The sequence below is a fragment of the Plantactinospora sp. WMMB334 genome (assembly GCF_049179095.1).
In the GTDB taxonomy this organism is placed as follows: Bacteria; Actinomycetota; Actinomycetes; order Mycobacteriales; family Micromonosporaceae; genus Plantactinospora.
The window spans coordinates 3,375,296-3,398,437 of record NZ_JBMHME010000002.1 but is presented as its reverse complement, the minus strand read 5'-3'; the positions used below and the strand labels follow the sequence as shown (position 1 = coordinate 3,398,437).

24 protein-coding genes are annotated in these 23,142 nt (G+C 73.9%); 10 read left to right on the top strand and 14 right to left on the bottom strand.

The genetic code is table 11. The annotated features are described in order from the left end of the window. Positions 1–17 precede the first annotated feature (17 nt). From ACN27G_RS14560 to ACN27G_RS14545, 4 genes are all read left to right on the top strand, one after another. On the top strand, positions 18–950 hold the full coding sequence (locus ACN27G_RS14560) for a diacylglycerol/lipid kinase family protein (protein ID WP_421493357.1): 933 nt from the start codon (positions 18–20) through the stop codon (positions 948–950). 134 nt (positions 951–1,084) lie between these two features. Then, positions 1,085–1,603 (top strand): SsrA-binding protein SmpB, encoded by a 519-nt coding sequence (gene smpB, locus ACN27G_RS14555; RefSeq protein ID WP_421493356.1) that lies wholly within the window; start codon positions 1,085–1,087, stop codon positions 1,601–1,603. 129 nt (positions 1,604–1,732) lie between these two features. After that, positions 1,733–2,977 carry an SGNH/GDSL hydrolase family protein gene (locus ACN27G_RS14550; protein ID WP_421493355.1) on the top strand — a complete coding sequence of 415 codons (1,245 nt, stop codon included), beginning with the start codon at positions 1,733–1,735 and terminating at the stop codon, positions 2,975–2,977. Positions 2,978–3,107: 130 nt separating this feature from the next. Then, a complete protein-coding gene (locus tag ACN27G_RS14545; RefSeq protein ID WP_421493354.1) occupies positions 3,108–4,109 on the top strand; it encodes a twin-arginine translocation signal domain-containing protein in 1,002 nt (333 codons plus the stop codon). Between the two features lie 48 nt (positions 4,110–4,157). On the opposite strand, the gene ACN27G_RS14540 is transcribed toward ACN27G_RS14545, so the two are convergent. Beyond that, entirely contained in the window at positions 4,158–4,745 is a 588-nt protein-coding gene (locus tag ACN27G_RS14540; protein ID WP_421497621.1) for a hypothetical protein, read from the bottom strand. On the opposite strand from ACN27G_RS14540, the gene ACN27G_RS14535 reads away from it, so the two are divergent. Then, positions 4,656–5,027 carry a GDSL-type esterase/lipase family protein gene (locus tag ACN27G_RS14535; protein ID WP_421497323.1) on the top strand — a complete coding sequence of 124 codons (372 nt, stop codon included), beginning with the start codon at positions 4,656–4,658 and terminating at the stop codon, positions 5,025–5,027. The genes ACN27G_RS14540 and ACN27G_RS14535 overlap by 90 nt on opposite strands. A gap of 151 nt (positions 5,028–5,178) precedes the next feature. Here the strand turns inward: ACN27G_RS14535 and ACN27G_RS14530 are convergent, their stop codons facing one another. Beyond that, a complete protein-coding gene (locus ACN27G_RS14530) occupies positions 5,179–6,216 on the bottom strand; it encodes a phosphotransferase (protein ID WP_421493353.1) in 1,038 nt (345 codons plus the stop codon). Between the two features lie 53 nt (positions 6,217–6,269). Here ACN27G_RS14530 and ACN27G_RS14525 point away from each other — a divergent pair, with 53 nt between their 5' ends. Next, positions 6,270–6,617, top strand: coding sequence for a hypothetical protein (locus ACN27G_RS14525; protein ID WP_421493352.1), 348 nt, complete (start codon positions 6,270–6,272; stop codon positions 6,615–6,617). A gap of 98 nt (positions 6,618–6,715) precedes the next feature. On the opposite strand, the gene ACN27G_RS14520 is transcribed toward ACN27G_RS14525, so the two are convergent. From ACN27G_RS14520 to ACN27G_RS14465, 12 genes are all read right to left on the bottom strand, one after another. Next, positions 6,716–8,395, bottom strand: coding sequence for a metallophosphoesterase family protein (locus ACN27G_RS14520; RefSeq protein WP_421493351.1), 1,680 nt, complete (start codon positions 8,393–8,395; stop codon positions 6,716–6,718). A gap of 32 nt (positions 8,396–8,427) precedes the next feature. Then, the gene (locus tag ACN27G_RS14515) at positions 8,428–9,042 is read right to left on the bottom strand and encodes a hypothetical protein (RefSeq protein WP_421493350.1); all 615 of its coding nucleotides are present in this window, start codon (positions 9,040–9,042) and stop codon (positions 8,428–8,430) included. A 47-nt stretch (positions 9,043–9,089) separates the two neighbouring features. Further along, positions 9,090–9,944 (bottom strand): hypothetical protein, encoded by an 855-nt coding sequence (locus ACN27G_RS14510; protein ID WP_421493349.1) that lies wholly within the window; start codon positions 9,942–9,944, stop codon positions 9,090–9,092. Positions 9,945–10,023: 79 nt separating this feature from the next. Next, complete coding sequence (locus ACN27G_RS14505) at positions 10,024–11,319, bottom strand: MCE family protein (RefSeq protein WP_421493348.1); 1,296 nt, start codon at positions 11,317–11,319, stop codon at positions 10,024–10,026. Continuing rightward, positions 11,316–12,776 carry an MCE family protein gene (locus tag ACN27G_RS14500; RefSeq protein WP_421493347.1) on the bottom strand — a complete coding sequence of 487 codons (1,461 nt, stop codon included), beginning with the start codon at positions 12,774–12,776 and terminating at the stop codon, positions 11,316–11,318. Before ACN27G_RS14500 ends, ACN27G_RS14505 begins: the two co-directional genes overlap by 4 nt. Next, positions 12,773–14,026, bottom strand: a complete 1,254-nt coding sequence (locus ACN27G_RS14495; protein ID WP_421493346.1) for an MCE family protein — start codon at positions 14,024–14,026, stop codon at positions 12,773–12,775. Before ACN27G_RS14495 ends, ACN27G_RS14500 begins: the two co-directional genes overlap by 4 nt. After that, positions 14,026–15,009, bottom strand: coding sequence for an MCE family protein (locus tag ACN27G_RS14490; protein ID WP_421493345.1), 984 nt, complete (start codon positions 15,007–15,009; stop codon positions 14,026–14,028). The genes ACN27G_RS14495 and ACN27G_RS14490 overlap by 1 nt, the downstream gene beginning before the upstream one ends. A gap of 46 nt (positions 15,010–15,055) precedes the next feature. After that, positions 15,056–16,120 carry an MCE family protein gene (locus ACN27G_RS14485; protein ID WP_421493344.1) on the bottom strand — a complete coding sequence of 355 codons (1,065 nt, stop codon included), beginning with the start codon at positions 16,118–16,120 and terminating at the stop codon, positions 15,056–15,058. Next, positions 16,117–17,463: an MCE family protein gene (locus ACN27G_RS14480; RefSeq protein ID WP_421493343.1), complete on the bottom strand. Its 1,347-nt coding sequence runs from the start codon at positions 17,461–17,463 to the stop codon at positions 16,117–16,119. Before ACN27G_RS14480 ends, ACN27G_RS14485 begins: the two co-directional genes overlap by 4 nt. Before the next feature lie 4 nt (positions 17,464–17,467). Then, the gene (locus ACN27G_RS14475; protein ID WP_421493342.1) at positions 17,468–18,271 is read right to left on the bottom strand and encodes an MlaE family ABC transporter permease; all 804 of its coding nucleotides are present in this window, start codon (positions 18,269–18,271) and stop codon (positions 17,468–17,470) included. Between the two features lies 1 nt (position 18,272). Beyond that, a complete protein-coding gene (locus tag ACN27G_RS14470) occupies positions 18,273–19,067 on the bottom strand; it encodes an MlaE family ABC transporter permease (RefSeq protein ID WP_421493341.1) in 795 nt (264 codons plus the stop codon). After that, positions 19,064–20,044, bottom strand: a complete 981-nt coding sequence (locus ACN27G_RS14465) for an ABC transporter ATP-binding protein (RefSeq protein WP_421493340.1) — start codon at positions 20,042–20,044, stop codon at positions 19,064–19,066. The genes ACN27G_RS14470 and ACN27G_RS14465 overlap by 4 nt, the downstream gene beginning before the upstream one ends. A gap of 274 nt (positions 20,045–20,318) precedes the next feature. On the opposite strand from ACN27G_RS14465, the gene shbA reads away from it, so the two are divergent. The 4 genes from shbA to ACN27G_RS14445 all read left to right on the top strand — a co-directional run bounded on the left by shbA (position 20,319) and on the right by ACN27G_RS14445 (position 23,027). Further along, positions 20,319–20,897: an RNA polymerase sigma factor ShbA gene (gene shbA / locus ACN27G_RS14460; protein ID WP_421493339.1), complete on the top strand. Its 579-nt coding sequence runs from the start codon at positions 20,319–20,321 to the stop codon at positions 20,895–20,897. Further along, positions 20,894–21,973: a hypothetical protein gene (locus tag ACN27G_RS14455; protein WP_421493338.1), complete on the top strand. Its 1,080-nt coding sequence runs from the start codon at positions 20,894–20,896 to the stop codon at positions 21,971–21,973. The genes shbA and ACN27G_RS14455 overlap by 4 nt, the downstream gene beginning before the upstream one ends. Positions 21,974–22,162: 189 nt before the next feature. Beyond that, a complete protein-coding gene (locus tag ACN27G_RS14450; protein ID WP_421493337.1) occupies positions 22,163–22,345 on the top strand; it encodes a hypothetical protein in 183 nt (60 codons plus the stop codon). Positions 22,346–22,361: 16 nt separating this feature from the next. Next, positions 22,362–23,027 carry a DsbA family oxidoreductase gene (locus tag ACN27G_RS14445; protein ID WP_421493336.1) on the top strand — a complete coding sequence of 222 codons (666 nt, stop codon included), beginning with the start codon at positions 22,362–22,364 and terminating at the stop codon, positions 23,025–23,027. The last annotated feature ends 115 nt before the right edge of the window (positions 23,028–23,142 follow it).

Below are 23,142 nucleotides of genomic sequence, written 5' to 3'. Positions count from 1 at the left end.
TGGGTAAGACCCGGGCCATGACCAGCACACTGACCGTCGAGCCGGACGCCGCGACCCCGGCCCGGGTGGGCCGGGTCGCGGTCGTCGCGCACCGGAAGAAGTCCCTCGGCGGCGGGCTCGACGAACTCCGCTCCCGGCTGCGCGGCGCCGGGATCGAGGACCTGCTCTGGTACGAGGTGCCGAAGAGCCGCAAGGCGCCGAAGAAGGTCCGCAGGGCGGTCGACAGGGGCGCCGAGCTGATTTTCGTCTGGGGCGGGGACGGCATGGTGCAGCGCTGTTCCGACGCGCTGGCCGGCTCGGACGTCGCCCTGGCGATCCTGCCCGCCGGCACGGCCAACCTGCTCGCCACCAACCTCGGCATCCCGCAGGACCTGGCCGAGGCGGTCCGGATCGGGCTGACCGGGCCGCGCCGCAGGATCGACCTCGGGCGGCTGGACGGCGAGCACTTCGCGGTGATGGCCGGCGCCGGCTTCGACGGCGAGCTGATCCGGGAGGCGGACCGCGACCTGAAGGACCGGCTGGGCCGGCTGGCGTACGTCTGGACCGGGCTGCGGCACGTCCGGAGCGAGACCACCCGGATGCGGGTCCGGGTCGACGGCGCCGACTGGTTCGACGGCGAGGCGAGCTGCGTGCTCCTCGGCAACGTCGGCACGATCACCGGCGGCATCCCCGCCTTCGACGACGCCCGCCCCGACGACGGCTGCCTGGAGGTCGGCGTGGCCACCGCGAGCGGCGTGGTGGACTGGGTCCGTACCCTCGGCCGGATGGCGGTCGGCCGCTCCGACGAGTCGCCGTTCGTCCGGATCACCCGGGGCCGGAAGATCGACGTCCGGTTCGCCGAGCCGATGACGTACGAGCTGGACGGCGGCGCCCGCGACGACGTCACCCGGCTGAAGGCCCGGGTCACCCCCGGCGCGCTGACGGTCTGCGTGCCCGGCCGGACCTCCTGACCCGGTGGCGGGGCCGGCGCCGTACCGGTCGACGAACGGGCGCTTGGACGGCACGCCCGCCGAAAACTGGTCGGGCCGGACCCCGCAGGCTGCGTATAGTCTGGCTGCCCGGCGCGGGTCGGGCGGCCCGGCGGATGCCGGGTCCGGACACCGGGGAGGTCGTCGCGGCCAGGGAGACGGAGCGCAGACTCGTCGCCTCGAACCGGAAGGCGCGGCACGAGTACGCGATCCTGAAGACGTACGAGGCGGGGCTCGTGCTGCGCGGCACCGAGGTCAAGTCGCTGCGCGCCGGCCACGCCTCGCTGGTGGACGCGTTCGCCCAGGAGCGGGACGGCGAACTCTGGCTCTACGGGCTGCACATCGCGGAGTACGCCTACGGGACCTGGACCAACCACCAGCCCCGGCGGATGCGGAAGCTGCTGCTGCGCAGAGTGGAGATCGCCAGGATCCTGGACCGGATCCGCGAGCCCGGGCTGACGCTGGTGCCGATGTCGCTCTACTTCGCGGGCGGCTGGGCAAAGGTCGAGCTCGCTGTCGCGCGCGGCAGGCGCTCGTACGACAAGCGCCAGGCCCTGGCCGAGCGGGACGCGAACCGGGAGATCGCCCGCGAGCTGGGCCGGCACCTCAAGGGCGCGTCGCCCCGCGCTCGTTAGCGCCGGAAGCACCGCCGGGCCGGTCCAACCCTATATTTGTCCCGGGATGTCTGTCCGGCCGGCAGCCGGCCGCACGGGAGCGGTCGCGGCAGCCGGCAGGAAGGCCGCGGTGCGAGCCGGAGGTGGTCGTTGTCCAGCGCGGTGACGGTGCGAGGGTCCGCCGCCGAGGCCGTCGCGGGCGCGCCCCCGGGGGCCGAACGCTGGGCCGTGAGCTGGACGTCGACGCCGCAGCAGGCCGCGCCGGAGCAGTTGCCGCCGACACCCTTCATCTGGGGCGGCGGGGTGCTGGCCGACAGCACACTCCGGCAGACCATCCGGGTCTCGGTGCCGGGTGAGCGGATCCGGTTACGCCTCTCCAACGCGTTCGGCGGAGCACCGCTGCCGATCACCGCGGCCTCGGTGGCGCTGCCCGAGGGCGGCCGGGCCGGAGCCAGCGCGATCCGGCGGGACAGCGCATGCCCGGTGACCTTCAGCGGACGCTCCTCGGTGGTCGTGCCGGTCGGTGCGCACCTGGTCTCCGACCCGATCGCCCTGCCCGTGGCGGCCCGCAGCAACCTGACGGTGTCGATCTATCTCGCGCAGGGCCAGGCCTCGCATCGGATCACCTCGCATCCCGGCTCCCGGACCACCTCGCACCTGCTGCCCGGCGACCACGCGACGGCTGCGGCGCTGCCCGGCGCCACTGCGGTCGAACACTGGTATTTCCTCAGCGGCCTGGAGGTGCCGGCCGGGCCCGCCACCAGGGTCGCGGCGGTGCTCGGCGACTCACTCACCGACGGGCGCGGCTCCACCACCGACGGGAACGACCGCTGGCCTGACCAGCTCGTCGACCGGCTGCACGCGTACGGCCCGACCGCGCACGTGGCGGTGGCGAACCAGGCCACCGGTGGCAACCGGGTGCTCGACGACGGGTTGGGGCCCAGCGCGCTGGCCCGACTGGACCGGGACGTGCTGGCGCAGAGCGGGGTCACCTGGCTGGTCGTCTTCGAGGGGGTCAACGACATCGGCACCGCCGAGCCCACCGAGGCGGCTCAGCGGGCGGTCGGCACCGACCTGGTCACCGCCTACGACCAGATCGTGACCCGGGCACACGCCCAGGGCATCCGGGTGTACGGAGCGACGCTGACCCCCTTCGGCGGCAGCGACTACGACGACCGGGCGGGCATCCGGGAAGCCACCCGCCAGGCGGTCAACGGATGGATCCGGGGCGGTGGCCGGTTCGATGCGGTGATCGACTTCGACGCGGCCGTCCGGGATCCGGTGAGCCCTCGCCACCTGCTGCCGATGGCCGACACCGGCGACCATCTGCACCTCAACCCGGCCGGCTACCGCCTGCTCGCCGACGCCGTGCCGGCCCGGCTCTTCGCGGGGTGATCCCTCCAGCCGGCGACGCCGGTGCGGTTCGCCGGCGCCGCCGTTCGGCGTGGCGTCTACCCGGCGTCGATCGGCTGTAGAGGTGCGCCTTCCTAAGCTCGCACCCGTAACGACGACGAAAGGGACCAGAATGAGTGCCACTTCGGGTGCGCGGCCGCTGCACATCAGCCGACGCGGACTGCTGACCGGAGCCGCCGCCACATCGGCAGCCGTGGCCGCGGGCGCCCTGCTGCCCGGACGGGCCTTCGCCCTCGACGGGGGCTGGACCGAGATCTCCGACGGCGGAATGACGACGAGCGCCCCAGCGGTGGTCGCCTTCAACGGGAACGACCACAATTTCATCCGCGGTCTCGACAACCGCATCTTCTGGAACTACCAGAGGAAGTGGGTGGAGGTCCCGGCCTATGCACCGGGCGATGCCGCGCCGAGGACCGAAGCGGCCCCCGCCGCCGTGGTATACCAGGGTCAGATCTGGCTCTTCCACACCGGACAGAACCGGGCCGTCTACCACGCGACGTACAACGGTGTCGGTTGGTCTCGCTGGACGGAGACCAACAATTGGGGGAACGTTCACCCACAGCAGTCGGTCGCCGTGACCGTGCTCCCGAGCCGCCCGAACCAACTGTGGATCGCGCTCCGCCACAGCGACAACGGCAGCCTCTCCATCCAGCGTGTCATCGACGGCCGACCTCTCGGCCGGGCGAGCATACGGGACTGGAACAACGGCCACATCACGTCGCCAGACGCCCCCGCGATCGTGGCCGACCACCACGGCAACGTCATCGTGGCCAGCCGACTGCAGGACGGAAGGCTCAGGACGACGCGCATTCCGCAGAGCACGAACCTCGGAAGCGGCGGGTGGCCGTGGTTCACAAGCGGCATGTACGCGAACACGCAGCCCCACCTCTATGTGGCGGACAACAACAAGAGGGCCTATGCCGTTGTCCGCGGCCTTGACAACGGCATCTGGTTGGCGGACGCGTCAGGACCCGTTATCGGCGGATCGTGGAAGGTCACCAACGACCAGGTGATCGCATCCCCCGTGCTGGCTCACAGCATGAAGGGCGAGCGGCTGTACGCCGTCACCGCGAACCCGCACTCGCGAATCTTCTGGCGGTCTATCACGTTCTGACACCACCCTGGGCGTTGCTCTTCCGCCGAGGTCTCCGCCGATACTCCGTCAGGGTGGTGGGGCATGGAGCACGGCGCCTGAGAAGACCGTGATGTCGTTGCTCGCCACATAGGGCAGGGGGGCACCGGTCGGCCCGGTCAGCGGTGCGACCGTCGGTACGACCGGGGTCAGCCCGCCCGGATCACCCTGCCGGACGCTCTCCGGTCCCCCCGACCCGTCCGGCCCGACCCGCCCGGCGGACCGTTCCGCTCGCCACCGCTCGCGGGCCAGCTCTCTGGGCTGCGGGTCGTGGAACTGGCTCTCCAGGCTGGCGGTCCCGGACCACCGACCCATCACCTCGTGGTTGCCGAGCGCCGGGAAGAGCGGGGTGTGCTGGAGCAGCGGCGCGCCTCGATAGGTCCGTCCGGCGATCGGTGTCCGGGCCCGACCGGTCATCGCGGCGAAGAAGGCGGGACCGGTGCCGGCGTCGAACCAGTCGCTGGCCCGGTCCGCGACGTTGACCATGTCGCCGGCCACCAGCACCCCGTCCAGCCGTACCCCGACGACATTGGCACGGCTGACGCCACCGAAGCGGCCCAGCAGGCGATCGCCACGGACCTGATCACCGCGTACGACCAGATCGTCACCCGGGCACACGCCCGGGGCATCCGGGTGTACGGCGCCACGCTGACCCCGTTCGGCGGCAACGGGTACGACGATCCGGCCGGCACCCGGGAGGCCGCCCGGCAGACGGTCAACGGGTGGATCCGAGGCAGCGGCCGGTTCGATGCGGTGATCGACTTCGACCTGGCCGTCCGGGATCCGGCGCGCCCTCGCCACCTGCTGCCGGTCGCCGACACCGGTGACCACCTGCACCTCAACCCGGCCGGCTACCGCCTGCTCGCCGACGCCGTGCCCGCCCGGCTCTTCGCGGAGTGACCCCGGCCACCGGGTCGACCGTCGCCGGCCTCCGCAACCGGCGGCTGACCCGACCCGGCTCACGTGGTGCATGCCGTCGACAACGTCGAGTGCGGGCCCGACCGCGTCCCGGTGTCCACGAGATGGCACAGCCTTGGGCTTGGCCGAGGTGTCAACCGGCGGGGGCGTCGGCCGGCGCGGTGTCGGGTTCGGTGAGGGTCTCCAGCCAGGCGGCCGGTGCGGTCTCGTGCTCGGGGGCGATCGGCGCCGGTCCGCCGAGGGCGCGCTGCCACTGCGGCGCGGCGGCGCCCTGTAGCGCCCGCCGCCACGAGACGGCCCGGCCGACCCTGGCCACCCGCAGCGCCAGCCGGACGGAGCGGAGCAGGTCGGCGCGGTCGCACAGGTCGGTCCAGGGCTCCAGGTAGGCGTCCCTGAGTCGGGCAACCTCCGGGCCGCCCGGGTCGGCGCCGAGCTGGTCGGCGGCGACGCGTAGCGCGACGAGCAGGCTGCCGAACGGATGGGCCAGGCCGGCGTCACCCCAGTCGAAGAAGCGCATCCGCGACCCGTCGACGAAGACGTTGCCGTCGTGCAGGTCGTCGTGCTGGATCGACGCCGGCAACCCGTCCGCCGCCAGGTCGGCACACCAGTGGTCGTACTCGGGCAGGAGCGCGACCAGGGCGGAGCGGTGCGGCTCGGCGAGCCGGACCGCCGGATCGGCCAGTAGCCCGGCCAGCACCGCCGGCATCCGCTCCGGCCGCAGGTCCGGCACGCCGAGCCCGACCAGCCGGTCGCCGTGCGGCGCGACCGCGCGTTGCAGTCCGGCGTACGCCCGGAGCAGCTCCGCCCACCGGTCCGGATCGGGCCGCTCCGCCGTCGCCTCCCGCAGGATCGTCCCGCCGTCCGGTCCGAGCAGCCAGCCCCGGTGCCGGTCGACGGCGAGCGGCGGTACGACGAGCTCCGGCACCCACTCCGCCAGCGCCTCGACCACGACCGCCTCGAAGCCGTTCGTCGGCACGTTCGCCTTGAACCACATCCGGCCGGCGCTGGTCTCCAGCCGGCGCACGATCGACCAGGCCCGGACCCGGACGGTCCGCACCGGCCCGGTCCCGGCGATGCCCCGCTCGGCCAGTCGGTCCATGATCCAGGCGTCGGTCTCGGCCCGCCAGGCCGCCCCGACTCGATCATCCTCCGCCGTCGTCTCCACCGTCACGCCGCCACGGTAGTGCGGCATGGACCACGACGCCTCCGGGTATGGACCGCCGCATGAGCGACGAGAGCGGCAGCGGCATGGGCGACGAGAGCGGCATGAGCGACGGGACCGGTGACCGGGTCGAGAACCGGGCCGCCCACCTGCTGCCGGAGGAACGGTCGGCGGGCAGCGACGACCCGGAGGCGCAGGCCGAGGCCGTGCTGGCCGAGTCGGACCGGCGGGAGGCGGGTGCGGTGGCGCTCGCCGAGTCCGATCCCCGGACGACGGAGTCGGAACGCCGGGTCGCCGAGGCGGCGGCGGCCCCCGACTCGTTCCTGGAGCGGCGTACGTCGGAGCAGACCGTGACCCCGGACGGGACCGGCGACCCGGACCAGGCCGACAGCCCCGAGCCGCCGGACTGACCGGTGGAGCGCCCGATCGCTCCCCGGCCAGCTCCTCGGGCAGCTCCTCGGGCAGGTCCGCAGGCCAGCTCCTCGGGCCAGCTCCTCGGGCCAGCTCCTCAGGCCAGCGGGAACTCGTCGAAGAGCAGCGCGGCCGAGTCCGGCTCCCGGGTGTCGAACCGGTAGGAGCGGACCACCCCGGCCGCCGAGTCGAGGATCGAGAAGACCGTGATGTCGTTGCTCGCCACGTACGGCAGCGGGGCACCCGTCGGCCCGGTCAGCGGTGCGATCGTCGGTACGACCGGGGTCAGCCCGCCCGGATCACCCTGCCGGACGCTCTCCGGCCCCTCCGGCAGGAGGCGCGCGGCGCCGGACGACACGTCGTACGCCCCGTAGCTGTTGCCGACGTTCGAGGTCTCCAGCCAGTTGACTCCGGCCGGGTTCCGGAACCGGTTCCAGAGGTGCGCGTGACCGTTGTGCACCAGATGCACTCCGGTGGCGGAGAAGAGCGGTTCGAGGTCGCGCAGGATGTGGTCGTCGGCGAGCGGGTAGGCGTACCGGACCGCCGTGATCTTTCCGGTGGCCGGATCGCGCTCGACGGTCTGCACCGGGTCGGTGTAGGCGGGGGCGGAGTTGTCCCCGAGCCCGTGGCTGGGATGGTGGAACATCACCACCCGGAACCGGGCCGCCCGGGCCTCGGCGGAGGTCAACTCACCCGCCAACCAGCGGTACTGGGCGGAGTCCCGGTGCACCGGCTCGAAGAGGAACTGGCCGTGGCCCCACCGCTCCGGGTGGTCGAGGTCGGCCACGTCCTCCTGGAACTTGCCCCGCCCGACCGGCACGTGCGGCCGCCAGATCGACGTGACGAAGAGCGACACCAGGTGCACGTTCCCGATCGTCCGGGACCACCAGCGCGGGCCACCCGACGCGCTGCGCGGGTGCGGGAACAGTTCCTCGTACGTCGTGACGTCCCAGGACCGCGGCTGCGGGTCGTGGAACTGGCTCTCCAGGCTGGCGGTCCCCGACCATCGGCCCATCACCTCGTGGTTGCCGATCGTCGGGAAGATCGGGGTGTGCTGCGCCAGCGGCGCGCCCCGGTAGGTCCGCCCGGCGATCGGCGTCCGCGCCCGCCCGGTCATGGCGGCGAAGAAGGCGGGACCGGTGCCGGCGTCGAACCAGTCGCTGGCCCGATCCGCGACGTTGACCATGTCGCCGGCCATCAGCACCCCGTCCAGGCGTGTCCCGACGGTCTCGGCCACCAGCTCCAGGTTGGCCGCGGCCATCGCCTTGAGCTGGTGGTCGCTGGTGAGCAGCAGCCGTACCCCGGCTCCGGCCGGTGCCGCCGGGGCGAGCGAGTACGCCGCCGAGACGGTGGCCCGGCCCCGACCGTCCAGCGCCACCACCCGGTACGGGGTACGCCCCGGCGCCAGCCCGGTGACCCGGGCGAGATGCCGGTACACCGGCCGGCGGGTCACCGTCGGGTAGCTTTGGCCCGGCACCCGGGAGTCGGCGTCCTCCCTGGTCCGGGAGAGGGCACGGGTGTCTGCGGCGAACCGGCGCCAATCCGGCCCGGACGACGGCCCGTTCGCCGCCCCGGACGACGGCCCGCCGGTCGCGGCGTCCCGGGCCTGCCGGGGTGACATGGCGGTGACCCCGGCGCCGACCAGCACGAACTGGCCGGTGCCGGGCTCCTCGGTGTGCCAGGCGACGTGGACACCGCCCTGGTCCGGATCGAGCAGGTAGGGCTCGCAGAGCAGCGCCGGTGCGGTCTCCGGCAGGGGGCGTTGATCTTCCGTCATCGCAGACAGTCAACCATCCGCCCCGCACCGGATCAGATGGCGGTGGCCCGGGCCACCTTCCACCCGTCGCCGACCCGGCGCATCTCGAGGACCACCCGGTTCTGGTCGACCTTCTCGCCGTCGGTGTTGGCGTTGCGCCGGTACTGGTTGAGATAGAGCAGCAGTTCGACCTCTGCCGAGCCGGCCCGGATCACCCCGGTGGCGGAGACCTCGGCGAGCACCACCGCCTGTTCCGAGACTGCCGTCGCCTTCAGCGCCGAGGTGGTCTCGGCGTACTCGTCGGCGAACGGGCCGGTCACGAAGGCCCGGCCGTTCGCCACGCTGGCGTCGAAGCTGCGGTAGTCGTAGGAGAAGATGGCCTTCGCGGCCGGGCCGGCCGTGTCCAGCGCCTGGCGGACCGCAGTGTCGCGCTGCTCGGCCCGGTGGTGGGCGTACCAGGCGCTGCCGGCCGTGGCGGCGGCGAGCAGGGTGGCGACCGCGAGGGCGAGGTGCAGGCGGCTGCCGGCGTACCGGCGCCGTGCCGCGGGGACGTTTCTGGACGGTCGCGGCGCGTCGTCGACGGGTGCGTCGTCGACGGGCGACGTTTCGGCGGTACGGCGCCCGAGTCGGCGCAGCCGCCGGGTGAATGCGGCGATGGACGATCGCATGGAAGCTCCTCTTCTCCGGTCTCCGCTCCGCCTCCCGGGGTGCCCGCTCAGCCGACGAACTGGAGCCGGGAGACCAGCCAGGTGTCGGAGTCACCGTCCCGGGTCAGGTCGACCTGGATCCGGTAGTGCGCGGGCCGCCCCTCCGGGGCGTTCACGTTCTTCACCGTCGCGTCCATCGCCACCAGCACCACCGCGTGCCGCCGGTCCCCGGAGAGCAGGGCGGCGCGCAGCACCGTACCGGTCGACTCGACCTTGTTCTCCAGCACCGCGGACCGTACCTTCGCCTGACCCCGGAGGAACTCCTCCCTGAACTCCCCGGTGGCGCCGGCGGTGATCCGCTGGAGGTCGCCGTCCACGCTCGACGCGCTGATCGAGACGAAGTTGACGGTCGTCTGCCGGGCGGCGGCCAGGGCCTGCGCGTGGGCCCGCTCGACCGCCCGGTCCTGCCACCACTGGGATCCGACGACACCGGCCAGGGCGAGCGCGACCGTGAGAGCGGCGGCGAGCGCGATCGTGGTGCCGCGCCGCCGGCCCGGCCCCGTGCGCTCCTCCGGTCCCGGCTCACCGTCGGCAGCCGCTCCCTCGGCGTCGTCGGTGCGGGCGTCCGGCCGCTCGGCGTCGTCGGTGCCGTCGTCCGGTGCCGTGCCGTCCGGCTTCGTGTCGTCCGGGTTCGTGTCGATTGGCTCCCGGTCGAGTTGCTTCAGGATCGTCTCCACCGGGTCCCGCTCGGCCGGCAGCCGTCGCGTGACCGCACGGCGGGCCGGCGTCGCCCGCCCGCCCCGGCCCGGCCGCCGCAGGCCGGTGGGCGACCGGCGCGCGGCAGAGTCCGGCGACGGCTCCTCGGCGGAGGGCTGCCGGGGCGCGGCGGCGCGGCTCGGATCGGCCTCGGGCGTCTCCTTCACCAGTTTCAACCTTCGTTCCTCACCGCTTTTCACGCTTCGTTCCTCACCGCTGCGCATGGGGCGGCTCCTCGGGATTCGGTCACGGCGCGAGGCCGGCGAGTAGGAGTTGCTTCCAGGACTGGTCGCCGGCGAGCCGGTACTGCCCGCCGGTCGAGCCGAAGGTGAGCGGCGTGCCGCCGGGGCCGAGCGCGATCCCGGTCCCGGGGTCGTAGCCGGCGACCGAGGCCGGGGAAACCGGCTCGGCGTCCGCACCAGGGTCCTCCGGATCGTCCGGCTCGGCCGGCGGTGCCGGTCCGGGTGAGGGCGGCGGCGGGTCCGTACCGCCGGGGCGGGGTGCCGCGGCGTTGCCCCGCACGCCGGATCCGCGCCCGGTCTCTCCCGCCGTGCACCGGGTCGAGCCGTGGTAGACACAGGCCGGCGGGTCGGCGACGTTCAGCACGAGTCCGAAGTGCACGGTGCCGTCGCCGGGTGTGACGGTGTAGGCGCCGTCGACCACCAGCGGATAGACGACGAGCAGGTGCTCGATGCCGGGCAGCCGCCGCGCGGCCACCCCGTTCACCGCGACCAGGTTGCCCAGCAGGGTGCCGATCGACGGGTCCAGGTCGTGCAGCAGCCCGACGAGCTCGGTCGCCGCGGGCGGGCCGTCGGCGAGGATCCGCCGCAGGTCCGGGTCGGCGGCCCGGACCGTCTCGGCGAGCCGGGCCAGCCCGTCCGCCCAGCGGCGCAGCGCGGCCGCGGACTCCTGCTGGGTACGCAGCACCGTCCGCCCGTCCCGGATCAGCGTCACCGTCTCCGGCAGCCGTACGGTCGCCTCCGCCAGCAGCGCGCCACTCGCGTCGAGGATCCGGCGCAGCGCGTCCTCGTTGCCCTCGAAGGCGACGCCCAGCTCGTCGATCACCACCGCCAGGTCGTCCGGGTCGACCGACCGGACCAGCGCGTCGAGGTTGGCCAGCAGGGTCTCCGGGGCCAGCGGGACGCCGGTCCGGTCCCGGGGGATCACCGAGCCGTCCCGCAGGTAGGGGCCGGTGTCCCGGTCGGGGCGCAGGTCGACGTACTGCTCGCCGACGGCGGAGCGCTGCGACACCACCGCGCGGAGAGCGGCCGGGACCCGTACCCCCCGGTCCAGCCGGAGCCCGACCCGGACCGCCCCGGCGTGCAGGTCGACCGACTCGACCTGGCCGACCGGCACGCCCCGGTAGCTGACCGGCGCGTTCGGGAAGATGCCGCCGGCCTCGGTGAAGTCCGCCAGCACCAGATAGCCGCGCCCGAGCAGCCGGTCACCGAGCCCGACGTAGCGGACCGCGACGTAGCTGATCCCGAGCACGCTGACGACGAGGAAGGCGAGCACCTGGAGTCGTGCCGTACGTCCGATCATCTGCCCAGCCCTCCGCCCAGGATGTCGAGCAGCCCACCCGTGCGGCCGTTGGTCGACCCGTCCGGCGGCGGCAGCAGGCAGCCGGGGGAGAGGATGGTGCCCACCGGCAGCTTGGTGCCGGGCGGGAAGATGGTGCCCGGCGGCACCACGCCGCCCGGCGGCAGGAGCCCGCCCGGCGGCAGCAGCGTCCCGGGGCGGAGCAGTTCGCACTCCGGCGGCAGCTTGCACTCCGGCAGCAGCGGGGGCAGCCAGTCGATCGGCAGCAGCCCGCCGACCGGCAGGCAGATCGGGGGGAGCACGCCGGGCAGCAGCGGGCCGACCCCGCCCGGCCGGTCGTCGCCGGAGCCGCCCGGCCGCTGCCCGCCGCCGGTCGCACCCGGCCGGTTGCCGCCGGTGCTGCCTCCCGAGGGCGCGGTGCCGCGCTGCTGCGGCGGCTTCGCCACCGGCTTGGCGGAGAAGAGGTTCGCCAGGATGGCGGCGGCGTCCAGGTCGGCGGTGACCGAGAGGTTGATGTAGTCGCCGACGATCGCCCCGGTCACGTTCGGCGGGAACGGGTACGAGAGCATGAAGTCCAGCGACTTCGGCAGCGCGTCGCCCGCCCGGACGAGCTGGTCGAGGATCGGCTGCAGGGCGCGTACGCTCGCCACCAGGTCGTCGCCGCTCTCGGTGACCACCCGGGTGCCGACCCGGCCCAGTTCGCCCAGGGCGGTCACCGCGTCGCTGAGCTGCTCGCGCTGCTCGGCCAGGACGCTGAGCCCGGGATCGAGCGCGGTGAGCGCGTCACCGATCACGGCCCGCTGCCGGGCCAGCCGGTCGGTCAGCCGGTCGAGCGCGTCGACCGCCCGCACCAGGTCGGACTTCTGCCGGTCGAGCCCGGCCACGAAGGTGTCCAACTGGCGCAGCGCGTCCCGGGCGGCCGGCTCCCGTCCCTCCAGCGCCGCCGCGAGCTCCTGGTTGATCGTCTTGAGCTGGGCCAGCCCGCCGCCGTTGAGCAGCAGCCCGAGCGCGGCGAGCACCTCCTCCACCTCGGCCGACCGCTTCGTCCGGGCCAGCGGGATGACGGCGTCGTCGCGGAGTTGCCCGGCGGGCGGCTCGGTGACCGGGGCGGCCAGTGCGACGTACTTCTCGCCGAGCAGGCTGGTCTGCCGTACGGCGGCGGTGGCGTTGCCGGGCAGCGTCACCGCGCGGTCGATCCGGAGCCGGACCCGGGCGGTCCAGCCGCGCAGCGAGATCTTCTCGACGCTGCCCACCGTGACGTCGTTGACCTTGACGGCCGCCTGCGGCACCAGGTCGAGCACGTCGGTGAACTCCGCGGTGACCCGGTATGCCGGGCCGTTCGGCGCGCCGCCGGGCAGCGGCAGGTCGGCCAGGTCCGGCACCGTGCAGCCGGTAACCCCGACCGCCGTCACGACCGACACCGCCACCAGCGCCGGTCCGTACCGGCGGGCCCGGCTCATCGGGCACCTCGCAGGATGCCGCCGAGGGTGCGGTCGAGCGAGATCCCCGGGCCCGGCGCCCCTGGCGGCGTGCCGGCGGCCGGGGCGTCGCCGTCCGCCGACCGCGGCGGGGCCGGCTCCGCGTCGGCGGCGGGTGGCAGGTTGAGCAGCCCGCGCAGCTCCTCGGGGAGCGGAAGCCGCTTGAGCTGCAGGGTCTCGGCCAGCTCGAAGCAGCGCTTCGGCACCTTCGGTGCCGGCAGGGCGTCGGCCAGCGCCGCGCAGGCGTAGGCGGCCGGGTCGTACGGGCCGAGCAGGTTGGCCCGGGTGTCCAGGGTGCCGGACCGGGCGTTGTAGGCCAGGTGCAGGTTGGAGAGGGTCAGCGGCGCCACGTCCAGGATCCTGATCAGTGCCTCCTGCTGCCGGACCAGCACGTTCGTCACGTCGGCCAGCGCCTCCACGTTGGACGTCAGCAGGGCCCGGTTGTCCCGGACGAAGCGGGTGACCTCGCCCAGCGCGGTTCCGAGGTTGCGCAGCGCCGCCGCCAGGTCGTCCCGTTCGGCGGCGAGCTGCTCGGCCACGTCGGCGAGCTGCGCGTTGAACGCCCGCACCTGCTGGTCGCTGCGGGCCAGCGCGGTGGTGAACCGTTGCAGGTTCGCCACCGTGCCGAAGAGGTCCTGCCGGCCGTCGGCGAGGGTCTCCAGCGCCCGGGAGAGCCCGTCCAGGGTGTCGTGCAGCTCGTCGCCGTTGCCGGCCAGGTTCGCCCGCGCGGTGCCGAGCAGGTCGTCCAGCGCACCGTCCGCGTTGGCGCCGTCCGGCCCGAGCGCCCGGTTGAACTCGTCGAGCGCCCGGTAGATGTCGTCGATCTCCATCGGCGCCATCGTCCGCCGCACCGGCAGCTCCGCGCCGTCGGCGAGCCGGGCGCCGCCGGTGTAGGCGGGGGTGAGCTGGACGTACCTGTCGCTGACCAGGCTGGGCGGCACGATCACCGCCGAGGCGTCGGCCGGAATCTCGTGCCGGGCGTCGTAGCGCAGCTCCATCCGCACGGTACGCCCGGCCGGCTCGATCGAGACGACCTCGCCGACCCGCACCCCCAGCACCCGTACGTCGGAGCCGGGGTGGATGCCGACCGCCCGGGTGAAGTGCGCGACGAGGCGGTGCTGCGGCGTACCCGGGCGGAGCACCACGAACGCCGCCGCGGCGGCGACCAGCACGGTCACCCCGGCGGCGAGCAGCGCCCGGCGGCGGCTCGGGGCGGCGAGGAACCGGCGCATCAGCGACCTCCCGTCGGCACGTACGGCTGGAGCAGCCCGCGCAGGTACGAGTCGAACCACCGGCCGTTGCCCAGCAGGTTGGTGAAGGCGTCCAGGAACGGGCCCATGGTCTGCAGGGTCCGCTCCAGGTCGTCGCGGTTGCGTTGCAGGATCGACACCACCCCGCGCAACCGGCGCAGCGTCGGCTCCAGCGTGCTGCGGTTGTCGGCGACCAGCCCGGAGAGCTGCGCCGCGAGGTCCCGGGTGCCCACCAGCAGCTCGTGGATGGCGTCCCGCCGCCGGCTCACCTCCGCCAGCAGCGCGGCGCCGTCGGCGACGAGCAGCCGGAACTCCTCGTCCCGGTCGGCGAGCACCCCGGTGACGTTCCGGGCCCGCTCCAGCAGCTCGCGCAGCTCGGCGTCCCGGCCGGCGACGGTGCGGGAGAGCCGGGAGAGCCCGTCCAGCGAGGCGCGCACGCTGCCGGGCGTGTCGGCGAAGGTCTCCGCCAGCGTGCCGAACGCCTTCGCCAGCTGCGCGCTGTCGATCTCGTCGAGCGTGCCGGCGAGCCCGGTGACCGCCTGCATCACGTCGAACGGCGACGCGGTCCGGTCGAGCGGGATCTCCGCATCCTCGGACAGCCGTCCCGGCCCGGCCGGGGCCAGCGCCAGGTACTTCTGGCCGAGCACCGTCTTGATCCGGATGGTCGCGCCGGTCTCGCCGCCGAGCCGCAGCTCGTCGTCGTCGACCCGGAACCGCACCCGGACGTACGGGACGCTGCCGTCGCGGGCCAGCGCCACCTCGGTCACCTCGCCGACGCGTACCCCGGCGACCCGGACCTCGTTTCCCTCGGCCAGGCCGCTGGCGTCCCGGAACGCCGCCGCGTACCGACGGTCGCCGAGCGCGCCGAGGTCGTCGAGGCGGAACGCCACCAGCAGCAGGCCGGTCAGCACCACCAGCCCGAACGCGCCGACGGCGACGAGATTCCGCTCCCGGAACGGCTTCACCGGGCACCTCCCGGGCGCATCGGCCGGGACCTGCGGGGTGCACTGTTCACCGGGCACCTCCGGAGCCGGCGCAGCGGGCGGCGGTGGCGCTGAACGTCGCCGGGTTGACGTCCTGCCCGCCGAGGGTCAGCGTGCCGTCGAAGTCGCAGACGAAGAGGTTGAGCCACGAGCCGTCCGAGGCGACCCGGGTCAGCGCCTCGTAGCGGTCGGGGAGCCGGCCGAGGGTGCCGTCGATGACCGCCGCGTTCCGGTTGAGGGTGTCGGCAAGTTCGCCGAGCTCGGTCACGTCGGCGGCGAGCGCCGGCCGGGCGTCGGCGAGCAGCGCGGCGGTGCTGCCGGTGAGCGTGCCGAGGTTGGCCAGGGCGGCCCCGATCGCCTCGCGGTCGGCGGCGAGCCCGGAGACGAACTGCTGCAACGACCGGACCGTCCGGTCGAGTTCGGCGTCCCGGGACTCCAGGGTGGCCAGCACCGAGTTGAGGTTGGTCACCACCCGGCCGATCACCGCGTCCCGGTCGGCGAGGGTGTTGGTCAGCGAGGCGGTGTGCGCGAGCAGGCTGGAGACCGTACCGCCCTCGCCCTGTAGCACCTGGATGATCTCGTACGCCAGCGTGTTCACGTCCGCCGGACTCAGCGCGGTGAAGAGCGGCCGGAACCCGTTGAAGAGCGTGGTCAGGTCGAGGGCCGGAGTGGTCTGGGCGAGCGGGATCAGCCCGTCCGGCGGCAGCGGCGCTCCGCTGCCGGGGCCCTCGGCGAGCGCGACGTAGCGCTGGCCGATCAGGTTGCGGTAGCGGATCGTGGCCCGCACGCTGCTGCGCAGCGGCACCTCCCCGGTCAGCGTCAACCGGACCTCGGCGACGCTGTCCCGCACCACCCGGATCGTGTCGACCTGGCCGACCCGCACCCCGGCGATCCGGACGTCGTCGCCGGGCAGCAGGCCGGTCACGTCGGTGAACCGGGCCCGATAGCTGGTGCCGCCGAACGAGAACGACCCGAGCGCCTGGCCGAGCATCCCGGTGAGCAGCAGCGTCACCACGGCGAACACCACCAGCTTGACCAGCGGCCCGACCGGAACCCGGGTCATGCTCCCGCCGCGCTGTCCCCACCGGCTCATCGGACGTTCACCACCGCTCCGCGCAGCAGCGGGCCCCAGAGCAGGACGGCGATGTCCGGCACCTCCACCGGCAGGGTGCCGGTGGCCGCCCCGATGATCGGTTCGAGCAGGTTCCGCTCCTCCTCGGTGCCGGCCGAGCCCATCGACGGCGGGTTGCCGGCGGCGGGCGGGCCGGAGCCGGCGGCGGCCGGCGTGCCGGCCGGTGGCCTGCCGACCGGGAGCCGGACCGGGCCGGGGCGGGAGCCGCCGTGGTCGTAGCCGTCCTCGACCCGCACCTCCGGGGCCGGCGGCGTCGGGTCCGGCAGCTCCCGGCACTGCGGCCCGGTCCGGGCGCCGTAGACCGGGTCGTCCCGGCCCGGCTGGTAGGCGCCGTTGTCCCGGGTGATCTCCAGGGTGACGTGCATCCGACCGTTCCGGAACACCTCCTCGACCGCCGGCTGCACCCCGACCAGCCCCTGCATCAGGCAGGGATATTCCGGGGCGTACGCGGCCAGCAGCTCCAGCACCGGCCGGCCGAGCTGACCGAGCCGGATCACCTGGTCGCCGTGCCGGTCCAGGAAGAGCCGGGTGACGTCGGCGGCGTCGGTGGTCTCGGCGAGGAAGGCGGCGAGCTGGGCCTGCTGGTCCGCCACGGTCCGCGCGGTGGGGGTGACGTCGCGGAGGATGGCGAGCAGGTCGGGCAGGGCGGCGTCGTAGGAGTCCAGCACGGCCGCGAGGCGCCGGACGTCCTCGGTCAGCGCCGGCAGCTCGGGGTTGAGCTCGCCGAGGTAGCGGTCCAGCGTCTCCAGGGTCTCCCCGAGCTGCTCACCGCGCCCGTCCAGCGCGGTGGCGAGCGCGGCCAGGGTGCTGGCCAGCTTTTCCGGCCGGATCGACCGGAGCAGCGGCAGCGCCTCGTCCAGCACCCGTTCCAGCTCGACCCCGTTGCGGCTGCGGTCCTGGCCGATCACCGCGCCGTCGCGCAGCGGCCCGGCGGTCGAGCCGGTCGGCGGGGGGACCAGCGCCACGTACCGCTCGCCGAAGAGGGTCTTCGGCAGCAGCCGCGCGGTCACGTCGGCGGGGACGTGGCCGATCAGCTCCGGGTCGAGGGCGAGCCGCAGCCGGGCCCGGCTGCCGTCGCTGCCGATCTCGCGTACCTCGCCGACCGGCACGCCGCGCAGCTTCACCTCGGCGCCGGGGCTGAGCTGCATCCCGGTCTGCGCCGTGTGCAGGGTCACCCAGGCGACCGGGGTGAAGACCTTGCGGTACTGCAACACGGCCAGGCAGAGCGCCGCGCCGAGCACCGCCACGAAGACGATGCCGAGGACGCGCCGGCCCAGTGGCGTGCCGTGCTGGGCGCCGATCATCCGTTCACCCCGCGATCCGTACGGTCGTGGTCGCGCCCCAGATGGCGAGCGACAGGAAGAAGTCGACGATGTTGATCGCGACGATGGCGGTACGCACCGCCCGGCCCACCGCCACCCCGACGCCGGCCGGCCCGCCGCTGGCGGTGTAGCCGTAGTGGCAGTGCACCAGCACGACGATCACGCTGAAGACCAGCACCTTGCCGAAGGACCAGAGCACGTCCTCCGGGGGGAGGAAGAGGTGGAAGTAGTAGTCGTAGGTGCCGGCCGACTGCCCGAAGTAGTGGACCGCGATGGCCCGGGTGGCGAGATAGCTGGAGAGCAGCCCGACCACGTAGAGCGGGATCACCGCGACGAAGCCGGCGATCATGCGGGTGGTGACCAGGAACGGCAGCGAGGGGACACCCATCACCTCCAGCGCGTCGACCTCCTCGGAGATCCGCATCGCGCCGAGCTGGGCGGTGAAGCCGGAGCCGACGGTCGCCGAGAGCGCCAGCCCGGCGACCAGCGGCGCGATCTCCCGGGTGTTGAAGTAGGCCGAGATGAAGCCGGTGAAGGCGCTGCTGCCGAGCTGGTCCAGCGCCTGGTAGCCCTGGAGCCCCACCTCGGTGCCGGTGAAGAAGGTGAGGAAGCAGATCACCCCGACCGTGCCGCCGGCCACCGCCAGCGCGCCCCGGCCGAAGCTGATCTCGGCGAGCAGGCGCACCACCTCGCGGCGGTAGCGGCGCAGCGCCCGTGGGGTCGAGGCGAAGACCCGCAGGTAGAACGCGAGTTGCCCGCCGAGGTTGTCCAGGGTACGCAGCACCGGCATCTCACATCCCCCGCTGCGGCACGAGCTGGAAGTAGACGGCGGTGATGACGAAGTTGAGCGCGAAGAGCAGCATGAAGGTCAGCACGACGCTGCGGTTGACCGCGTCGCCGACCCCCTTCGGCCCGCCCCGCGCCGTCATCCCCTGGTACGACGCGACAAGCGCGGCGACTCCACCGAAGAGCACCGCCTTGACCTCGCCGACCACCAGGTCGGAGAGCTGCCCGAGGGCCTGGAAACTCGCCAGGTACGCCCCCGGCGTCCCGCCCTGCATCACCACGTTGAAGAAGTAGCCGCCGGCCACCCCGACGACGCTGACCAGCCCGTTGAGCAGCGCGGCGACCAGGGCGGCGGCGACGATCCGGGGCGCGACCAGCCGGTGCAGCGGGTCGATCCCGAGCACCTCCATCGCGTCCAGCTCCTCGCGGATCCTCCGGGCGCCGAGGTCGGCGCAGATCGCCGAGCCGCCCGCCCCGGCGATGATCAGGGCGGTGACGATCGGGCTCGCCTCGCGTACCACGGCCAGCACGCTTGTGGCGCCGGTGAAGGACTGGGCGCCGAGCTGGCGTACCAGGGAACCGAGCTGCAGCGCGATCACCGCGCCGAACGGGATCGCGACCAGCGCGGCCGGCAGGATCGAGACCGAGCTGAGAAACCACGCCTGCTGTACGAACTCGCGGACCTGGAACGGCCGCCGGCCCAGCCCGCGCAGCGCGTCGAGGCAGAACGCGAAGAAGTGCCCGGAGCCGCGCAGCCCCGCCGTCACCGGCCCGCCCCGGGTGCTGCCCGGCCCGCTCACCGGAGCACCTCCTCGGGAGGCCGCTGCCAGGCGCTGGTCCGCGCGCCGTCGAAGGAGCCGGGCGGCGGCACGACGCCGTTCTCCTCGCACCACCGGCCCGGCGGCTGCTCCGCCCGGCGCGGCTGCCCGTCGGAGGGGGCGAGCTGGAGCGGTATCGGCGGCAGCGGCGGCAGCTCGACCCCGGCTTCGGCCTCGGCCCGCAACTCGTCGGTGTCCTTCTCCTCGGCCATCCCGATCGGGCCGATCCGCTGCGCGTTGAGGAACTGCCGCACCACCGGCTCGGTGCTGGAGAGCAGCATCTCGCGCGGCCCGAACATGGCGAGGTGACCGTGGTAGATCAGCCCGATGTGGTCCGGCACCGTCCGGGCGGTGTTGATGTCGTGCGTGACGATCAGGAAGGTCGCACCGGTCTGCTGGTTGAGGTCGATGATGAGCTGGTTGAGGTAGGCGGTGCGGACCGGGTCGAGCCCGGAGTCGGGCTCGTCGAAGAGGATGATCTGCGGATCCAGCACCAGGGCCCGGGCCAGCCCGGCCCGCTTGCGCATCCCGCCGGAGATCTGGCCCGGCAGCTTCCGCTCCGCGCCGAGCAGCCCGACCATCTCCAGCTTCTCCTGCACGATCTGCCGGATCTCCGCCTCCGGTCGGCGGGTGTGCTCGCGCAGCGGAAACGCGACGTTGTCGTAGATGGTCATCGAGCCGAAGAGCGCGCCGTCCTGGAAGAGCACCCCGAAGAGCTTGCGGACCTCGTAGAGCGCGCGCTCGGAGAGCCGGGGGAGGTCCCGGCCCTCGATCCAGATCGACCCCCGGTCCGGCTTGAGCAGCCCGACCAGCGTCTTGAGGAAGACCGACTTGCCGGTGCCGGAGGGGCCGAGCAGCACCGAGATCTCGCCCGCCGGCAGGGTCAGACTCACGTCGGACCAGACCGGCTGACCGCCGAAGGACTTGGTCAGCCCTTCGACGCGTACCTCGACGCCCATCCGCACACCTGCCCGCCCGCAGCTCCCGCCGGACCGCTCCGTCCGCCGCCGTCTCTGGTGGACATCGCGGCCGGGGCGCCGGGCGTAACAGGGATCACCGGTAATTTTCCGACTACTTTCCGGTTGACCGCACATCAGGACCACTCGTTACGGCATTGATCGTCCCCCGCCGGTGGTGCGATGACGGGACTGCCGATACGGTGCGGTAACCCGCCGGTAACCCCAGCGCGGTGCCGGACGAAGGCGTGGCCCCGACGAAGGTGCGACCCCATAGATGACCGCAGCACCCGAGACAGATCTCGTCGCACGGGCGGCTCGACGCGACCCCGAGGCGACGGCGGAACTGCTCACCGAGGTCCGTCCCGGCCTGGTCCGCTACTGCCGGGCCCGGCTGGGCCGGATCGGCGGCGCGTACGCCACCGCCGACGACGTGGCCCAGGAGGTCTGCCTGGCGGTCCTCCGGGCGCTGCCCCGCTATCGGGACCAGGGCCGGCCGTTCTCCGCGTTCCTCTACGGCATCGCGGCGCACAAGGTCGCCGACGCGCAGCGCGCCGCCATCCGGAACTCGGCCGTCACCGCCGACGGTCCGCTGCCGGACGAGCCGGACGCCGAGCCCGGCCCCGAGCAGCGGGCGGTGGCGACCGACCTCGCCCGGCGGCTCTCCGCGCTGCTGGCCCGGCTGCCCGAGCTGCACCGGGAGATCGTCCTGCTCCGGGTCGCGGTCGGCCTCACCGCCGAGGAGGTCGGGTTCATCGTGGGGATGTCGGCCGCCGCCGTCCGGGTGACCCAGTCCCGTGCCCTGGCCCGGCTCCGCACGCTCGCCGGCACCGCCCTGGACGAGGTCGCCGCATGAGTACGCTGCGAGGCGGAGTGGACGACGACGGCATGGGCGAGCGGACCGACGGCGTGCCGGACCGGGCCGATCTCGATCCCGTCGTGCTGGTCGCGGACGACCGGCTGCTCGACGCCCTCGGCCGAGGCGACCCGGCTCCTGCCGGCGATCCACTGGCGAGGCTCCTCTCCGCCTGGCGCGCGGACCTGGACGCCGACCGGCACGAGCACGCCGACGCCCCGGTGCTCCGCGAGGCCGGGCCGGACGCCGGGCTGCCCCCCGCGCCCCGCGCGGATCTGGCGGCGGGGCCCCGGCCCGGCCCTTCCCGCACCGGGCATCCCCGGCCCCGTGCATCCGCCGGCCGGTCCCGAAACGGCGGCGTCGGCGGTCGACTCCGACCTGGCGTACCCGCGGACCTGCGTCGACCGGACGGACTCCGACCTGGCGTACCCGTCGACCTGCGTCGACCGGACGGCGGGCCGAGGGCCCCACGGACCCGGCCGGGAGCGGCGGTCCGCCGGCTTGTCCTCTCCACCGCGGCCGCCGTGGTCACGACGGCCCTGTTCGGGCTCGGCGTCAACCACGCGGGGCCGACGAGTCCGCTCTGGCCGGTCGCGGCGGCGGTCTATCCGGACCGGTCCACGATCCGCGCCGCCGAGCACACCATCCAACTCGCCCGGGAAGCGGCGGAGGCCCGCCGCTTCGACGAGGCGCGCCAGGAGCTGGATCGGGCCGCTGGCCAGGTGGCCGGGATCCACGATCCGGGGGTGGCCGCGCGGCTGTTCAGCGAGATCGCGCGGATCCGGCTCGGCCTGCCCGAACCCGCCGAGCGACCGGAGACGCCGACCGGCGAGCGGTCCGGTCCGGCCCGGCCCGGGCCGCCGACACCCGCGCCCGAGCACACTCCGCCACCGCGACGCACCGCCGGCGAGGCGCCGCCACCGACCGCACGGTCCGGGGCGGCGCAGCCACCGCCGGCCAGCCCGACCGCCCGGCAGGTGCTTCCGCTGCCGGTACCCGTGTTGCCTTCACTGCTGCCGTCCGGCCTGCCGCTGCTGCCCAGCGGCGGCTGTGTCCTGCTCTGCCCACCCGACTGACCGCCGCCTCGTCGGAAGCCTCGATTCTGTTCGGCGGCCCCGCGCCCGACCGGCCGGCGGGTGTGCCCCTGGTCGTGTGGCGCCGGCTCTCGGTGACGGAGTGTGACCGGCACCTCCCGGAGGTCGGCGGAATTCTGGAACGCGCGGCGGGGTTGCTGACACTGACGGGGAGAAACCGAAGGAGCCTTCATGAGTCTGAGCAGGTCGGAGCCCAGGTCGGAGCCGGAGTCGCCGATCGCCGAGCGGGGCACCGGAGCGGACGCATCGGGTGAAGAGCCGGCGGAGCCGGCGCCACTGCCGGCGGTGCCGGGACTCGTGATGCTCGTCACGGCCGAGGACGCCCCGGTCTGCTCGGACGGCACCTGCCTTTAGCGCGAGGAGAGAGTCAGTGCAACTCGAAGTCTGGTCCGACATCGTCTGCCCGTGGTGCTATCTGGGCAAGCGGCGGTTGGAGGAGGCGCTCGGGCAGTTCGAGCACGCCGACGAGGTGGAGGTGGTCTGGCGGAGCTTCCAGCTCGACCCGTCGTACCCCAAGGGGCAGCCCCGGCCGGTGCCCGAGGATCTGGCGGAGAAGCTGGGCGCCTCGCCGGCCCGGGTCGCGGCCATGCAGGGGCACGTGACCGCGCTCGCCGCCGAGGTGGGGCTCGACTACCACCTCGACAAGTCGATCATGGCGAACACCTTCGACGCGCACCGGCTCACCCACCTGGCCCGGGAGTACGGGCTCGGCGCCGAGCTGCACGAGCGGCTGATGCGGGCCAACCTGGTCGAGGCCGAGAACGTCGACGACGCCGACACCCTGGTCCGGCTCGCCGGTGAGGTCGGGGTGCCGGCCGAGGCGGCCCGTCGGGTGCTGGCCGGCGACGAGTACGCCGGGGACGTCGAGGCGGACATCCGCCAGGCGCGGGCGTTCGGCGCGAACGGCGTCCCGTTCTTCGTCCTGGACCGCCGGTACGGCATCTCCGGCGCGCAGCCGACCGAGGCGTTCCTGGCCGCCCTGAAGCAGGCCCACCAGGACTCGGCGAGCGGCGCGGGCACCGCCGCCGCACGCTGAGCCGCCGGTCGCGCGGGTCGCGCACCGCGTCGACTAGGGTCATCCGGCATGGGCGCGATCAAACCGTGGCACCTGCTGCTGACCCTGTTCTGTTGCCTCGTGCCGCTGGCCGTCG

Coding starts and splice junctions, on each gene's coding strand:
- ACN27G_RS14560 (WP_421493357.1), top strand. CDS start 18: ATGACCAGCACACTGACCGTCGAGCCGGACGCCGCGACCCCGGCCCGG.
- smpB (WP_421493356.1), top strand. CDS start 1,085: ATGCCGGGTCCGGACACCGGGGAGGTCGTCGCGGCCAGGGAGACGGAG.
- ACN27G_RS14545 (WP_421493354.1), top strand. CDS start 3,108: ATGAGTGCCACTTCGGGTGCGCGGCCGCTGCACATCAGCCGACGCGGA.
- ACN27G_RS14525 (WP_421493352.1), top strand. CDS start 6,270: ATGAGCGACGAGAGCGGCAGCGGCATGGGCGACGAGAGCGGCATGAGC.
- ACN27G_RS14520 (WP_421493351.1), bottom strand. CDS start 8,395: ATGACGGAAGATCAACGCCCCCTGCCGGAGACCGCACCGGCGCTGCTC.
- ACN27G_RS14515 (WP_421493350.1), bottom strand. CDS start 9,042: ATGCGATCGTCCATCGCCGCATTCACCCGGCGGCTGCGCCGACTCGGG.
- ACN27G_RS14505 (WP_421493348.1), bottom strand. CDS start 11,319: ATGATCGGACGTACGGCACGACTCCAGGTGCTCGCCTTCCTCGTCGTC.
- ACN27G_RS14500 (WP_421493347.1), bottom strand. CDS start 12,776: ATGAGCCGGGCCCGCCGGTACGGACCGGCGCTGGTGGCGGTGTCGGTC.
- ACN27G_RS14495 (WP_421493346.1), bottom strand. CDS start 14,026: ATGCGCCGGTTCCTCGCCGCCCCGAGCCGCCGCCGGGCGCTGCTCGCC.
- ACN27G_RS14485 (WP_421493344.1), bottom strand. CDS start 16,120: ATGAGCCGGTGGGGACAGCGCGGCGGGAGCATGACCCGGGTTCCGGTC.
- ACN27G_RS14480 (WP_421493343.1), bottom strand. CDS start 17,463: ATGATCGGCGCCCAGCACGGCACGCCACTGGGCCGGCGCGTCCTCGGC.
- ACN27G_RS14475 (WP_421493342.1), bottom strand. CDS start 18,271: ATGCCGGTGCTGCGTACCCTGGACAACCTCGGCGGGCAACTCGCGTTC.
- ACN27G_RS14465 (WP_421493340.1), bottom strand. CDS start 20,044: ATGGGCGTCGAGGTACGCGTCGAAGGGCTGACCAAGTCCTTCGGCGGT.
- shbA (WP_421493339.1), top strand. CDS start 20,319: ATGACCGCAGCACCCGAGACAGATCTCGTCGCACGGGCGGCTCGACGC.
- ACN27G_RS14455 (WP_421493338.1), top strand. CDS start 20,894: ATGAGTACGCTGCGAGGCGGAGTGGACGACGACGGCATGGGCGAGCGG.
- ACN27G_RS14450 (WP_421493337.1), top strand. CDS start 22,163: ATGAGTCTGAGCAGGTCGGAGCCCAGGTCGGAGCCGGAGTCGCCGATC.